Raw genomic sequence first — 14,711 nt, forward strand, 5'->3', positions numbered from 1 at the left:
TTTTCTGCTTTCTTGTGGATGTGGGTGCGTTCGCCGATCCGGTCGGCCCCGAAACCGCGATTCTGGGGACTCGCAGAGAATGCCGTTATATCGCGTAATGGGTCCTCTTCAGGGCCGTCTCTCACACGGGGACAACCGCGTCGCCGTCATCGAATGGGCCGCTGTGAAGCAGCGCATCCGAGGCGGTGGGGCTTCGACAAGAAAACTGGGGAACACCGTGTATAGAAGAGACCGACGCGCTCGCGCGCGACGCACATCCATCACATTCGTCGCTGCCGCTGCGGCAGCACTCATCGGTTCGATCGCGATCGGGGGAGCGGGAACAGCTGTCGCTGCCGAATACGACCATCCTGCAGCGATAGATCCGGCATCGATCACGGTCACCACCGTGGACGGCGATGAAACCTTGGCGCAGTACGACCAGATCCGCGTCGACGCCGACTGGTCGGTGCCGGACGGTTCGCTCGGCGGCGAAACGTTCGGGTTCACGCTCCCGAGCCAATTCGCCCGAGCCGGCCTGACGTTCTCGGTGCCCTCCACCGAGGACCCGAGCAAGATCGTCGCCGAATGCGCCGTCAGCAGCGACGCGGCACCGGTCGTCACCTGCACGCTCACGGACTATGTGAACGGGCGCACCGACGTCAACGGTTCGCTGTGGTTCCTCGCCAGCGCGGACGAGCAGACCACGCAGACGACGCTGGAGTTCGTCGTCAACGGCCAGATCACCCGCGTCGAGACTCCCGGCGGCGGGATCGTGCCCCCGGCGTCGCCGCCGACGGACCCACGGAAAGTCTCCTGGCAGACGGACGACGGCAACATCGCGTGGCAGCTCGATCTCCCGGGCGCGAAGTTCCCGGGAGCAGAGTCGATCATCATCGACGACGTGTTGACCGCACCTGGCGGCGGGTTCGCCGAACACCACAACGAAGACGGCAAGCTCGTGGTGTGGAGCACGGACGCCGACAACGGTGACTACCGGACGATCACGAACTGGACCGGCTCCTGGAACGAGGCGGGCACCGCGTTCCACCTGGAGATCCCCGGCGCGATCGACACCGCGCGGACGTACTCCGTCAGTTACCTCACGGTACCGAGCTCGCAGGCCGACGGTACCTCGTTCAGCAACGTCGCCAACGTCAACGGAATCGTCCTGCAGGACCGCGAGGTCTGGCAGGTCACCGGTGGCGGTGACGGAGACGGAACCGCGACCGGCGCATTCACCCTGACCAAGGCCGTCGCCGGCTCCGGAGCGACGGACGTGCCTGCTGGCACCGAGTACACGGTCCGCTACAGCTACGGTGACCCGGCGGTGGAGAACACCGTCGCCGTGACCACAGGAGCGGCGACCGCTCCTGTGCGCCTCCCCGCCGGCACCGTCGTCACGCTCGAAGAGCTGACCCCGCCGGCCATCGACGGCATCGACTGGGGCACCCCGGCGTTCTCGGGCACGGGAGTACGTGTGACTGAGGATGGCGGTGCACAGGTCACCGTCGGCGAGGGCTCGACGCTCGCGATCACTCTCACCAACACCGCGACCGAGAAGCCGCCGGTAGTCCCGCCGACCGTGCCTCCCACACCGGAGACTCCCGTGACACCGCCGACGGACGTGACGCCGCCGACGGAGCTGCCGCTGACCGGCGAGTCGCTCGCCACGACCGGTGGCGATGTGCCCGCCGTCATGCTCTGGAGTGCCGGTGCCGCGCTCGTTCTCGGTGTCGCACTCACCACCCTGGCCGCCGTGCGCGCCCGGCGTCGGGCGATGCAGGGCTGATCCACGCATCGGGGTCGACGCCGTCAGAGAATTCGCTTCGCGGTGTCAGCCCCGCAGCGTGCGCGGGGCTCCCTGCGCACGCTGAACGCGCTCAGGTCCGGAGAAGCCCTCAGGCCACGGCGATGACCGTGCCCTCGGTGAGGAGGCGCAGCTGGTCGAACGTGAGCGGCATGACGGTGTGCGGGTGGCCGGCCGCCGCCCACAGCTCGTCATGGTGCTGGAGGGTGTCGTCGAGGAAGGTGCGCAGGGGCGCCGGGTGCCCGACCGGTGCGACCCCGCCGATGGCCTGACCTGTCGCCGAACGGACGACGGCCGCCGGTGCCATCGCCACATCGCGTGCGCCGATGCTCGCGGTGAGAACCGCGAGTTCCGCACGGTGGCCGCCGCTGGTCATGACGAGGACGGGCTCTCCGTCTGCGACGAACACGAGGCTGTTCGCGATCGCGGCGACGTCGCACCCGATCGCTGCCGCCGCCTCCGCTGCGGTGCGAGCCGAGTCCGGCAGGACCCGGATGGAGGTATCGACGCCCGCGGCCTCGAGGTGCCGTTGCACGGCTCGGCTGCGTTCGGGAAGGGGCGTCTCTTCACTCATCGCACCACGATATCCGAGCGTGGTGGTGCCGGATCGGGCGTCGATGACCGATCCGGCACGGAAGGGGTGCTCAGGCGGCGTCACCTACGAGGATCGCTGCGGCGTCCTCGGTCGCGGCATCCTCCGGCTCGTCGTCGATGTGTGCGAGCGCGCGACGCCCGAGGAACACCGTCAGCGCCGCGAGGAGGACCGATGCCGCCGCGAACAGGTACGGGACGGTCGCGTTGAACGCGTGCCAGAGCAGCGCCGCGATGGGAGGCGCCATCGCGCCACCGAGGAATCGCACCGCGGAGTACGCGGACGATGCCACGGACCGGGGGAGATCCGTCGCCTCCATGACGGCCTCGGTGAGCACGGTGTTCATCACCCCGAGCAACAGCCCGCCGATGACGATGCAGACCACGAGGGCGGCTGCGCTCTCGACCACGAGCCCCGCGGCGACGAGATCGAGCGCGAGCAGCGGCAGCACCACGAGGATGATCCGCGTGCGCGGCATGCGCCGCATCAGCACCGGCGCCACCCAGACACTCGTGACCGCGAGAGCGACGCCCCAGCCGAAGAACGTGAATCCGATGCCCATGGCGCCGAAACCCAGCGGGAACGGCGAGAAGGCCAGCAGCACGAAGAACCCGATGTTGTAGAACAGGGCGGCGATCGCGAGGATCGCGAGGGCGGGGCGGCGAAGGGCCGTGAACGGGGCGGAGAAGGGCACGGGGACCCGTTTCTCGCCCGGCCCGCGCAGGAGCACGAGCACGGCGACGAACGCGATCGCCATCAGCACGACGACGCCGAAGAAGGGGCCGCGCCAGCTCTGCTCGCCGAGGAGGCCGCCGAGCAGTGGCCCCACCGCGATGCCGAGGCCGAGCGCTGCTTCGTACAGGATGATCGCGGCACTGCTCCCACCGGACGCGGCACCGACGATCGTCGCGAGCGCGGTCGAGATGAACAGCGCGTTGCCGAGTCCCCAGCCTGCTCGGAAGCCGATGACGGCATCGACGCTGCCGCTGAGCGCGCACAGGAGAGCGAACACGACGATGAGTGCGAGGCCGATGAGCAATGTGGCCTTGGCGCCGATACGGCTGGAGATCCAGCTTGTCACCAGCATCGCGAGGCCGGTCACCAGGAGGTAACTGGTGAAGAGCAGTTCCGTCTCCACCGGCGAGGCCTGAAGCGACTCAGCGATCGCGGGGAGGATCGGATCGACGAGTCCGATTCCCATGAAGGCGACGACGCATGCGAAGGCGACGGCCCAGACCTGCGCCGGCTGTTTCCACACCGAGGGGGTGGCGGTGGTGTTCACCGAGATTCTCCTGTTCGTTCCGTAGTGGTGTGCGCGGCGAGGATCTCGGCCGCGCGGGTGAGCGTGGACCAGTCGTCGTCGCTCAGCGCGGCGAACCGGGGCGCGAGGGTCTCTCGGAACTCGGCGCGCCAGGCCGCGACGGCGGTGGCCCCCTTCGGGGTGATGTCGACGACGGTCGCTCGCGAGTCGTCCGGGTCGGGGGAGCGCCGCACGAGCCCGTCCTTCTCCAGCATGCCGAGGAGGCGGGTCATGCCGGGTTGGGTGGTGCGCGCAGCGGCGGCCAGTTCGCCTACGCGCCTGGCGCCTTCCTGCTCGAGGAGGCTCAGCACCCGCCATTGCGCGGCGGGTGCGTCGTTGCCGGCATCCTGCGCCGCGATGCGGCCCAGCGCGTAGCCGGATAGCACCAGCGACGCGATAACGTCCGAACGATTCATACCAAAGAGTATATACCTCGCGGTATGTAATTGTCGGTTAGCGTCGCGCGTTCGCTATCCGTGCAGAGAGTTGATGGGCGTGTGCGAGCAGAGTGCGACCGAGCTCGGCCATGCGATCCGGACCGAAGCGGAACTCGACACCGGTCAGACTCAACGCCCACTCCGGGCGACCGGAGCGATCGAAGACCGCGGCGCCGATGCCCCAGCTGCCCTCGACGATCAAGCCGGGATTGACGGCGTATCCGCGCTCCTTGGTCTCGGTCAGTCGGGCGCGCAGTGCGCGCGGGCGGTGCGTCGGCCCCCACGCGCTCTCGAGGTCGGGATGCCGCTCCAGATAAGCGTCCACATCATGGTCAGGCAGGAAAGCCAGGATCGCGAGCCCCGCACTCGCGACACCGAGGGGGAACCTCACCCCCTCGCTCAGGACGAAGGAGCGGATCGGGAAGGAGCCTTCCTCCCGAAGCAGGCACACCGTCTCGTCGCCCCGACGCACGGAGAAGAATGCGCTCTCCTCGGTCTTGACCGCCAGTGACCGGACGATGTCCCGTGCGAGCGCGGTCACGTCGTAGCGCGCGGCGGCGACCGAACCCATCAGAAACAGCTCGGGGCCGGGCATCCACCGGGTGCTGTCCTCGTCGCGGTCGACCAGCCCCTCGAACTTGAGCGCGCTGAGCAGGCGATGAGTGGTCGAGCGCGACAGCTCGGCTGCCCGGGCGAGGTCCTGGAGGCTGGCGCCCTCCGCGCCGGCGGCGGTCACCAATCGGAGCAGGCGAGCCGCGCGAGCGATGGCCTGCGCGCCGGGGATGGAGCGGGCCGTGGATTCCATATCGTGGACGCTACCTCCGGATCTGACCACATCGCAAGACTTGATCGTTGCGCCGAGGGCCGAAGAGCGGATGCTGGAGGGAGGCACGAATTCGAAGGAGCAGACGTGATCGACAAGCAATGGGACTCGGCAGCGCACGCCGTGTCCGACATTCCGGACGGAGCCTCGTTGGCGGTCGGCGGGTTCGGGCTGTCAGGCAACCCGATCGCGCTCATCGAAGCCCTGCTGGCCCAGGGCACGACAGACCTCAGTGTCGTGAGCAACAACTGCGGCGTGGACGACTGGGGGCTCGGCGTCCTGCTCGCGGCGCAGCGCATCCGCAAGATGACATCGTCGTACGTGGGGGAGAACAAGGAGTTCGAGCGCCAGTTCCTGAGCGGCGAGCTCGAGCTCGAGCTCACTCCCCAGGGGACTCTGGCCGAGAAGCTCCGGGCAGGAGGATCGGGGATCGCGGCCTTCTACACGCAGACGGGTGTGGGCACCCAGGTCGCAGAAGGCGGGCTGCCCCGCCGTTACAACGCGGACGGTACGATCGCCGTCGCCTCCCCGGTGAAAGACGTCCGTTCCTTCGATGTCGACGGCAACTCTGCGGACTTCGTGCTCGAGGAGGCGATCACCACGGACTTCTCGCTCGTGCACGCCGCTCGCGGCGATCGCCACGGGAACCTCGTCTTCAACAAGGCGGCGCGCAACTTCAACCCGCTCGCCGCGATGGCCGGACGCATCTGCATCGCTCAGGTCGAACAGCTCGTGGAGCCGGGGGAGCTCGACCCGGACAGCATCCATCTTCCCGGTGTCTTCGTGCACCGCATCGTCGAGTTGGGCACCGACATCCCCAAGCGCATCGAGCGACGCACCGTCGCCGTGGAAGGAGCCTGAGATGGCACTCACGCGAGACCAGATGGCGGCCCGCGCGGCAGCCGAGCTGCAGGACGGCTCCTACGTCAACCTCGGAATCGGATTGCCGACGCTCGTGCCCAACCACGTGCCCGGCGACGTCACGGTGGTCCTCCAGTCCGAGAACGGGATCCTCGGCGTCGGGCCCTACCCGCGCGAAGACGCCGTGGACCCCGACCTCATCAACGCGGGCAAGGAGACGGTCACGACCCTGCCCGGCGCGGCGTTCTTCGACTCCGCCACCAGTTTCGGGATGATCCGCGGCGGCAAGATCGATGCCGCGATCCTCGGCGCGATGCAGGTCTCGACGAGCGGGGATCTCGCGAACTGGATGATCCCGGGCAAGATGGTGAAGGGCCCCGGCGGTGCCATGGATCTCGTGCACGGCGCCGCTCGGGTGATCGTCCTGATGGAGCACGTGGCCAGGGACGGGTCGGCCAAGATCGTGGGCGAGTGCTCGCTCCCTCTGACCGGTCGCGGAGTGGTCGACCGGATCATCACCGACCTGGCCGTGATCGACGTCACGCCAGAGGGGCTGACACTCGTCGAGACGGCCCCGGGAGTGAGCGTGGACGAGGTCATCGCCGCGACCGAGTCGCCGCTCACCATCCACCCGGATCTCCTGCACGAAAGGACCTCGCACCATGAATGACAACGACATCGTCATCGTCGCCGCCGCCCGTACACCGCAGGGGCGGCTGAAGGGCCAGCTGGCGGCCTTCACTGCGCCTCAGCTCGGATCCTTCGCGATCCGGGGCGCACTGGAGCAGGGCGCCGTCGATCCGGGGGACGTCGACGCGGTGATCGTCGGACAGGTGCTGGCCGCCGGCTCCGGTCAGAACGCCGCGCGGCAGGCGGCCATCGGGGCCGGCATCGGCTGGGACGTCCCGGCCCACTCCGTGAACAAGGTCTGCCTGTCGGGTTTGACTGCGATCATCGACGCCGCCCGGATGATCCGCACCGGCGACGCGGACGTCGTCGTCGCCGCGGGGATGGAGTCGATGACGCGGGCCCCGCACATGCTGATGGGATCCCGCGACGGCTGGGCGTACGGAAGCGTCGAGGTGCTCGACCACATGGCGTACGACGGTCTGACCGACGCCTACGACCGGGAGAGCATGGGCGCGTCGACGGAGCGCCACAACGCGCGTTACGAGCTCACGCGGGAGGCGCAGGACCACGTCGCCGCGCTGTCGCACCAACGAGCGGCCGCCGCGCAGGAAGCAGGTGTGTTCGAGGCCGAGATCGTCGCCGTCGACGTGCCCCAGCGTCGGGGTGAACCGGTTCGCGTGACGAAGGACGAGGGTGTGCGCCCCGACACGACGGTCGAGACTCTCGGCGGCCTGCGCGCGGCCTTCGCGGAGGGTGGATCGATCACCGCGGGGAACTCGTCCCAGATCTCCGACGGCGCATCGGCCGTGGTCGTCACCACGCGGCGCACGGCCGAGACCAAGGGCTGGTCGGTGCTCGCGTCGGTCGGAGCCAGCGGCCAGACGGCCGGCCCGGACAACTCCCTGCAGGCGCAGCCGGCACGCGCGATCGAGCGCGCGTGCGAGAAGCAGGGGATCGCACCCTCAGAGCTCGATCTCGTGGAGATCAACGAAGCATTCGGCGCGGTCGTCGCCCGCTCGCAGGTCGAGCTCGGGCTGGACGAGGGCATCGTGAACATCCACGGCGGAGGGATCGCGATCGGACACCCGATCGGTGCATCCGGCAACAGACTCGTGGTGCACGCCGTTCACGAGCTCGTGCGTCGCGGCGGCGGAACGGCTGCCGTCGGCCTGTGCGGCGGTGGCGGTCAGGGCGAAGCGCTGATCCTCACTCGGTGAACGATGCGCTCGGGGCGCGCGGCGTCAGCGCCGTGCGTCCTTGGCGTGATCCTGCGTGTCGGCGAGGGCCTTTTGCGAACGGAACTGGAGTCGCTGGGCCTTCTTCGCCTTCTTGACCGACTGCGGCGAGTCGGCATCGACGAGCACACCGCGTCGTTCGCGGTTCATGTCGATCACCGCGCCGACAGCGAGCGCCATCGTGATGCCCCAGCTCAGCCAGGACAGCAGGGAGCGCCAGGTGATCGGCTGCTCGCGGGTGCCGCGGAGCAGCGAGACCCCTGCAGAGATCGCAGCGACGAGTCCGGTGCTGAAGAGGTAGCGCATGCCCCCACGCTACCTTCCCGTGCCCCAGGTCGTCCCGAGCCTTGACAACCCCTCCCTGATCCTGTCAGGGGAGTACGTCGTGAACGACAGGCGGAGCGTCCGTCGATCGGGCGTCCCGGAGTAGAACGAGACGCCGGGCACGTAGGCGACATCGTTGGTCAGCGCGCGCCCGAGCGACTCGGCGGCATCCATCCCCTCAGGCAGCCGTGCCCAGACGAACATGCCGCCGTCGGGCCGATTCCACGTACTGCCGCTCGGCAGCGCGGCAGGCAGGGCTTCGAGCATCGCGTCGCGCCGGGCGGCGTAGGCGTCGCGGATGCGCGTAAGCGCGGGCTCGCCGCGACCTGAGAGGAGGTAGTGGGCGGCCGCGGCCTGGTCGATGGTGGAGGTGTGGAGGTCGGCGGCCTGCTTCGCGATCGTGACGGTAGGGCGGATATCCGCAGTCGTGCGTATCCATCCGATGCGCAGCCCGGGTGCGATCACCTTCGAGAAGCTGCCGAGACTGATGACGTGCTCCGGTGCCAGCTCGGCCAGCGAGGGGAGGGCCTCACCCGAGTACCGGAGCTGGCGGTAGGGCTCGTCCTCGATGATGCGGAATCCCCGCCGCTGTGCCACGGCGGCGATGTCGTGGCGCGCCTCGAGTCCGTGGGTGCGGCCGGTGGGGTTCTGGAAGGTGGGCACCGTGTAGAAGAACTTCGGGCTGTGCTCGGCGGCCAGCCGGTCCAGCGCTTCGAGATCCAGCTCGTCCCCGTCGTAAGGGACGCCGATGACGCGCGCCCCGGCCAGCGCGAAGGTCTGCAGCGCCGCGAGGTAGCACGGCTCTTCGACCAGGATCGTGTCGCCCGGGTCGAGGAGCGTCGTCGAGATCAGACCGAGCCCCTGCTGCGAACCCGTCGTGATGATGAGCTCGGACGCGGTGGTCGACAACCCGTCCTCCGAGTACCGTCGGGCGACTTCCTCACGGAGTCGAGCGTCGCCCTCGGATGCCGAGTACTGCAGCACACCGGGGGAGTCGAGCACGGCGTCGAATGCTGCGCGGATGCCGTCGACGTCGAAGAGCTCGGGTGCGGGAAGGCCGCCCGCGAACGAGATGACCTCCGGACGCTCGGTCAGCGCGAGAAGGTCGCGCACGGGGGAGGTCTTCGCGGTGCCCGCGCGCTGCGAGCGCGGGGGCAGAGAGAGTGCGGCGGCGGCGTGCGGGGCAGTGGGCAACGGGGGTCCTCTCGAGGAGCGAGGTGCGGGGGTGTCGCCCAGGATAGACCCGTCGCGAACCGCTCGTCTCTCGGCAGATGCCCTGGCACATCCGCTATCCTGGGGGCGTCGCGGCTCGCCGCGGCCGCAAAAACCGTGTATCTACCGGCCGTCGGCATCCCGGCGGACAGCGGCGGCACCCGACTTCGCGTCTTCGACGCGCGAGAGCCATGACACGCGAATCAGCACCCCCACAGATCATCGAGCCGAGCCCGAGTCTTCTGCGTCTCGCCGGACTTCCCTACTTCCTCATCGCCTTCGTCGCGCGACTTCCGTTCGCCATGATGGTCGTCGGCGTCCTGACCGTCGTCGTCTCGGCCCGAGGGTCGCTCTCGCTGGGCGGGCTCACGTCGGCGGCCGTCGGCCTCGGGACGGCGTGCTTCGGTCCCCTTCTCGGTGCCGCCGCCGACCGGTTCGGCCAGCGGGTGGTCCTGGTCGTGCTCGCACTGGCGAACGGCGCCATGCTCCTGCTCTTCACCTTCGTGGTCTACGGGGATGCCGCAGACGGCTTCGTGCTGCTGGCGGCGGTCGGCATCGGCGCCACGGCGCCGCAGGTCGCTCCGCTCTCGCGTTCGCGTCTGGTGACCATCATCGCCGATCGGATGCCGGAGGCGCGTCGCGCCAAGACGGTGTCCGGGACGATGGCGTACGAGTCCGCGGCCGATGAGACCGTGTTCGTCTTCGGGCCCTTCCTGGTCGGCATCCTGGCGTCCGCGTTCGCACCCTGGGCTCCGCTGGTGGGCGCTGCCGTGCTCACCGTCGTCTTCGTCGGCGCTTTCGCGTTGCACCCCAGCGGACGTCACGTCTCGCAGGACCGCGACGCGGATGGGCGGGCGCCGTCTGCGGTCTCGGAACTGTTCCGGCCACAGCTGCTCATCGTCGTCCTCGGAATCCTCGGCGTGGGAATCTTCTTCGGGACGATGCTCACGTCGCTGACGTCGTTCATGGCCGACCGCGGTGCGCCCGAGCAGGCCGGTCTGCTCTACGGAGTGATGGGTGTCGGTTCGGCGGTGCTCGCGCTGGGTGTCGCGTGGCTTCCTCCGTCCTTCTCGATGCGGGCACGGTGGCTCGTCTTCGCCGGCATCCTGCTCGCCGGAACGCTTCTGCTCGGCTTCGTCGACTCGCCGGGAACGATGATGCTCGCGCTGGCGATCATGGGGATCGGCATCGGCCCCACCCTGGTCACGCAGTACAGCTTCGGGGCCGCACGCAGCCCGCGTGGACGCTCGGCGACGGTCATGACGATGCTGGGCTCCGGCGTCGTGGTCGGGCAGTCCATCGGCGCGGCCGTGGCCGGGGAGATCGCCGAGAACATCGGAACGTCAGCCGCGCTCCTGTTGCCGATGATCGCGGCATTCATCGCCTTCGGTGCAGGCGTGGCGAACTGGGCTCTCAGCAGTGAGAGGCGCCCCCGTTCGTCGGTGACGGTCTGACCTCCGGCAACGGTATTCCGCGATCCTGGGTAGGTTTGATTCCATCGCTGATGTGAGGAGTCCCCCTTGACCGCCGCAGATTTCGTCGTCGTCGCCAATCGCCTCCCGGTCGACCGGGTGGAGGGCCCTGACGGCGAGGAGGTCTGGCGCACGTCTCCCGGTGGGCTCGTAGCCGCTCTCGAGCCGATGATGCGCAACGTGCACGGTGCGTGGGTGGGCTGGGCGGGGCAGGCGGATGTCGAGCTGGAGCCGTTCGAAGCCGGTGGCATCGAATTGGTTCCCGTCGCGCTGAGCGCGCAAGAGGTTGCGGAGTACTACGAGGGCTTCGCGAACGACACGATCTGGCCGCTGTACCACGACGTGATCGCGCCGCCGCAGTACCACCGCGAATGGTGGGATGCGTACGTCCGGGTCAACCGCCGGTTCGCCGAGTCCGCCGCTGCGTCCGTCGCGAAGGAGGGCACCGTCTGGGTTCACGACTACCAGCTGCAGCTCGTCCCGCAGATGCTGCGCGAACTGCGGCCGGATGTGACCATCGGCTACTTCCACCACATCCCGTTCCCGGCTCACGGCCTCTACGCCCAGCTGCCATGGCGCGATCAGGTGCTGCGCGGACTGCTCGGTGCCGATGTCATCGGCTTCCAGCGGGCTCAGGACGCCACTTACTTCCTGACGGCAGTGCGCCGCAGACTTCGCTACGAGGTCAAGGGGCCCCACGTGTCTGTCCCAGAGGGCGAGGGGTCACGCACCGCGCTGGCACGGGCGTTCCCGATCTCCATCGACACGACGCCGTACATCGAGCTCGCAGCGCGCGAGGATGTCCGCGCGCGCGCCGCCGAGATCCGCGCGAGCCTCGGCAACCCGAAGCGCATCCTGCTCGGCGTCGACCGACTCGACTACACCAAGGGCATCCGCCACCGCATCAAGGCCTACGGGGAGCTGCTCGCGGAGGGACGGCTCAATGTCGAAGACGTCACGCTCGTCCAGGTCGCGAGCCCCAGCCGGGAGCGCGTCGACGCCTACGTGCACCTGCGTGACGAGATCGAGCTCGCGGTCAGCCGCATCAACGGCGACACCGACACGATGGGCCACTCCGCCATCCGATATCTGCACCAGGGCTATCCGCGCGAGGAGATGGTCGCGCTCTACCTGGCCGCCGACGTGATGCTGGTCACTGCGCTGCGCGACGGCATGAATCTCGTCGCCAAGGAGTACGTCGCCACGCGCGTCGACGATCGCGGCGTCCTCGTGCTCAGCGAGTTCACCGGTGCGGCGGACGAGCTGCGGCAGGCGGTGCGGGTCAACCCGCACGACATCGAAGGGCTCAAGGACGCGATCATGACCGCGGTGGAGATGCCCCCGGCCGAGCAGGGGCGGCGCATGAGGTCGCTGCGTCGTCGCGTGCTGGACAACGACGTGAACGCCTGGTCCTCCTCGTTCCTCACCGCCCTCTCCGAGGTGCGCGGACGCTGAGCATCCGCGGGGCCGCGATACTGGGAACGAACCCCCTGCGATTGGAGAACCTGTGACGCGCCCCTGGATCCCCGGAACCGCCGACGACGACCTGAGCGCCCTGGCGGCGACGCCGCGCCTGGTCGTGGCACTCGACTTCGACGGCACCGCCTCACCGCTGGTGCCCGACCCGATGGCTGCGCGCGCGCTTCCGGAGGTCGCCATCCAGGTGGAGCGCCTCGCGTCGCTTCCCGACACTGTCGTGGCCTACGTCTCCGGACGCAGCATGCACGACCTGCGTGTGATCACCGAGCACACCGACGACTCCGCGATCGCGCTGGCGGGTTCGCACGGCGCGCAGTACTGGTTCCCCGGCGAGGGGGACGCCGACATCGCGGGCGACGTCACCGAGGACGGCTCGCGCGAAGAGCTGTGGGCGGCCGCGAAGCCGATCATCGAGCGCTACGAGGGTGCCGAGTTCGAGCCGAAGACCTTCGGCATGGGCGTGCACACTCGCCGCGCGGACCCTGCGACCGAGGAGCGCGTCTTCGCCGAGATCGACGCTCTCGTCGCCGAACGGTTCCCGCACTGGCGCCGTCGAGCCGGACACCGCGTGCTGGAGTTCTCCTCGCGCGCGGAGGGCAAGGACGCGGCGATGTCCGCGCTCCGGGAGCGCTTCGACGCCACCGGAATCCTGTTCGCCGGCGACGATGTCACGGACGAGGACGCGATGCGCGTGCTCGGGCCCGGTGACCTCGGAGTGCGTGTCGGCCCGGGGGAGAGCGCCGCGGCGCTTCGTGTGGACACTCCACAACAGATCGCCGCGCTTCTGGAGGCGCTGGCGGACGAACGCACCTCCGCGCAGCAATAGACTTCCGTCATGTCCTCGCATGATCCCTCCAATAGCGCGCCCATCGACATCAAGCCCCGTAGCCGCGTCGTCACCGACGGCATCGAGGCCACGACCTCCCGAGGCATGCTCCGTGCCGTCGGGATGGGAGACGCCGACTGGGACAAACCGCAGATCGGCATCGCGTCCAGCTGGAACGAGATCACGCCCTGCAACCTGAGCCTCGACCGGCTCGCGCAGGGCGCCAAAGAGGGCGTGCACTCGGGCGGCGGCTACCCGCTGCAGTTCGGCACGATCTCCGTCTCGGACGGCATCTCCATGGGTCACGAGGGGATGCACTTCTCGCTGGTGTCGCGTGAGGTCATCGCGGACTCCGTCGAGACCGTGATGATGGCCGAGCGCCTCGACGGCTCTGTCCTGCTCGCCGGCTGCGACAAGTCGATCCCGGGCATGCTCATGGCGAGCGCCCGCCTCGACCTCTCGAGCGTGTTCCTGTACGCCGGCTCGATCGCACCGGGGTGGGTCAAGCTCTCCGACGGCACCGAGAAGGATGTCACCATCATCGACTCGTTCGAGGCGGTCGGCGCCTGCCGTGCCGGTCTCATGAGCGAAGAGGACCTCAAGCGCATCGAGTGCGCGATCGCTCCGGGTGAGGGTGCCTGTGGCGGTATGTACACCGCGAACACGATGGCATCCGTGGCCGAGGCACTCGGTCTCAGCCTCCCGGGCTCGGCCGCGCCGCCCGCTGCAGACCGTCGCCGCGACTACTTCGCGCACCGCTCGGGCGAGGCGGTCGTGAACCTGCTCCGTCAGGGGATCACGACGCGCGACATCCTCACCAAGGAGGCGTTCGAGAACGCGATCGCCCTGGCGATGGCCCTCGGCGGCTCCACCAATGTCGTGCTGCACCTGCTGGCGATCGCCCGCGAGGCCGACGTCGAGCTGAGCCTGCACGACTTCAACCGCATCGGCGACAAGGTTCCCCACGTCGCCGACATGAAGCCGTTCGGCAAGTACGTCATGAACGACGTCGACCGTCACGGCGGCATCCCCGTGATCATGAAGGCGATGCTCGACGAGGGCCTCCTGCACGGCGATGCACTCACCGTCACGGGCAAGACGCTCGCCGAGAACCTCGCCGACCTCGACCCGCAGCCGATCGACGGCGAGGTCATCCACACGTTCGACAACCCCATCCACGCGACGGGCGGACTCACGATCCTGCACGGCTCGCTGGCTCCCGAGGGCGCCGTCGTGAAGACGGCCGGCTTCGACGCCGCCGTCTTCGAGGGCCCTGCCCGGGTGTTCGAGCGCGAGCGTGCCGCCATGGACGCCGTCGCCGAGGGCGAGATCGAGCCCGGCACCGTCATCGTCATCCGCTACGAAGGCCCCAAGGGCGGACCGGGTATGCGCGAGATGCTCGCCATCACGGCGGCCATCAAGGGCGCGGGGCTCGGAAAAGATGTACTACTCTTGACTGACGGACGATTCTCAGGCGGCACAACCGGCCTGTGCATCGGCCACATAGCACCCGAAGCGGTGGACGCAGGTCCCATCGCCTTCGTGCGCGATGGTGATCTGATACGGGTCGATATCGCAGCTCGCTCTCTCGATCTACTCGTCGACGACGCAGAGCTCGCCTCCCGCCGTTCCGGCTGGGAGCCGCTTCCCCCGCGCTACACCCGAGGCGTTCTTGCCAAGTACTCGCGCCTCGTGCGGTCCGCCGCCGAGGGAGCGACCACCGGCTGACCC

The 14,711-nt window shown here is 68.9% G+C and carries 14 protein-coding genes; 8 read left to right on the forward strand and 6 right to left on the reverse strand.

Annotated elements, in window-relative coordinates; translation table 11 throughout:
* The first annotated feature begins 97 nt into the window (after positions 1-97).
* On the forward strand, positions 98-1,771 hold the full coding sequence (locus tag DW298_RS17455; RefSeq protein WP_168443203.1) for an Ig-like domain-containing protein: 1,674 nt from the start codon (positions 98-100) through the stop codon (positions 1,769-1,771).
* 109 nt (positions 1,772-1,880) lie between these two features.
* Here the strand turns inward: DW298_RS17455 and DW298_RS17460 are convergent, their stop codons facing one another.
* The 4 genes from DW298_RS17460 to DW298_RS17475 all read right to left on the reverse strand — a co-directional run bounded on the left by DW298_RS17460 (position 1,881) and on the right by DW298_RS17475 (position 4,923).
* A complete protein-coding gene (locus DW298_RS17460) occupies positions 1,881-2,363 on the reverse strand; it encodes a YbaK/EbsC family protein (protein WP_136043738.1) in 483 nt (160 codons plus the stop codon).
* Positions 2,364-2,433: 70 nt separating this feature from the next.
* Positions 2,434-3,663: an MFS transporter gene (locus tag DW298_RS17465; protein ID WP_136043739.1), complete on the reverse strand. Its 1,230-nt coding sequence runs from the start codon at positions 3,661-3,663 to the stop codon at positions 2,434-2,436.
* Positions 3,660-4,097 carry a MarR family transcriptional regulator gene (locus DW298_RS17470; protein ID WP_136043740.1) on the reverse strand — a complete coding sequence of 146 codons (438 nt, stop codon included), beginning with the start codon at positions 4,095-4,097 and terminating at the stop codon, positions 3,660-3,662. The genes DW298_RS17465 and DW298_RS17470 overlap by 4 nt, the downstream gene beginning before the upstream one ends.
* 37 nt (positions 4,098-4,134) lie before the next feature.
* Complete coding sequence (locus tag DW298_RS17475) at positions 4,135-4,923, reverse strand: IclR family transcriptional regulator (RefSeq protein WP_136043741.1); 789 nt, start codon at positions 4,921-4,923, stop codon at positions 4,135-4,137.
* A gap of 105 nt (positions 4,924-5,028) precedes the next feature.
* Here DW298_RS17475 and DW298_RS17480 point away from each other — a divergent pair, with 105 nt between their 5' ends.
* From DW298_RS17480 to DW298_RS17490, 3 genes are read left to right on the forward strand one after another with little or no spacing between them, the layout of a single operon-like run.
* On the forward strand, positions 5,029-5,802 hold the full coding sequence (locus tag DW298_RS17480) for a CoA transferase subunit A (protein WP_136043742.1): 774 nt from the start codon (positions 5,029-5,031) through the stop codon (positions 5,800-5,802).
* Between the two features lies 1 nt (position 5,803).
* Positions 5,804-6,472: a CoA transferase subunit B gene (locus tag DW298_RS17485; protein WP_205820436.1), complete on the forward strand. Its 669-nt coding sequence runs from the start codon at positions 5,804-5,806 to the stop codon at positions 6,470-6,472.
* On the forward strand, positions 6,465-7,649 hold the full coding sequence (locus DW298_RS17490) for an acetyl-CoA C-acetyltransferase (RefSeq protein ID WP_136043743.1): 1,185 nt from the start codon (positions 6,465-6,467) through the stop codon (positions 7,647-7,649). Before DW298_RS17485 ends, DW298_RS17490 begins: the two co-directional genes overlap by 8 nt.
* A gap of 24 nt (positions 7,650-7,673) precedes the next feature.
* Here DW298_RS17490 and DW298_RS17495 read toward each other — a convergent pair whose 3' ends face one another.
* Together DW298_RS17495 and DW298_RS17500 are read right to left on the reverse strand one after the other, a co-directional pair.
* Positions 7,674-7,973, reverse strand: coding sequence for a hypothetical protein (locus DW298_RS17495; RefSeq protein WP_136043744.1), 300 nt, complete (start codon positions 7,971-7,973; stop codon positions 7,674-7,676).
* A gap of 9 nt (positions 7,974-7,982) precedes the next feature.
* Entirely contained in the window at positions 7,983-9,185 is a 1,203-nt protein-coding gene (locus DW298_RS17500; RefSeq protein ID WP_168429596.1) for a PLP-dependent aminotransferase family protein, read from the reverse strand.
* 209 nt (positions 9,186-9,394) lie between these two features.
* On the opposite strand from DW298_RS17500, the gene DW298_RS17505 reads away from it, so the two are divergent.
* The 4 genes from DW298_RS17505 (at position 9,395) to ilvD (ending at position 14,708) form a co-directional block, all read left to right on the forward strand.
* On the forward strand, positions 9,395-10,657 hold the full coding sequence (locus DW298_RS17505) for an MFS transporter (RefSeq protein ID WP_136043745.1): 1,263 nt from the start codon (positions 9,395-9,397) through the stop codon (positions 10,655-10,657).
* A gap of 66 nt (positions 10,658-10,723) precedes the next feature.
* Positions 10,724-12,130, forward strand: coding sequence for a trehalose-6-phosphate synthase (locus DW298_RS17510; RefSeq protein ID WP_136043746.1), 1,407 nt, complete (start codon positions 10,724-10,726; stop codon positions 12,128-12,130).
* A 52-nt stretch (positions 12,131-12,182) separates the two neighbouring features.
* Complete coding sequence (otsB, locus tag DW298_RS17515) at positions 12,183-12,980, forward strand: trehalose-phosphatase (protein WP_136043747.1); 798 nt, start codon at positions 12,183-12,185, stop codon at positions 12,978-12,980.
* A gap of 9 nt (positions 12,981-12,989) precedes the next feature.
* The gene (gene ilvD / locus DW298_RS17520) at positions 12,990-14,708 is read left to right on the forward strand and encodes a dihydroxy-acid dehydratase (RefSeq protein ID WP_091027444.1); all 1,719 of its coding nucleotides are present in this window, start codon (positions 12,990-12,992) and stop codon (positions 14,706-14,708) included.
* Positions 14,709-14,711 lie beyond the last annotated feature (3 nt).

It is taken from the genome of Microbacterium sp. A20 (genome assembly GCF_004794515.1).
GTDB lineage: Bacteria > Actinomycetota > Actinomycetes > Actinomycetales > Microbacteriaceae > Microbacterium.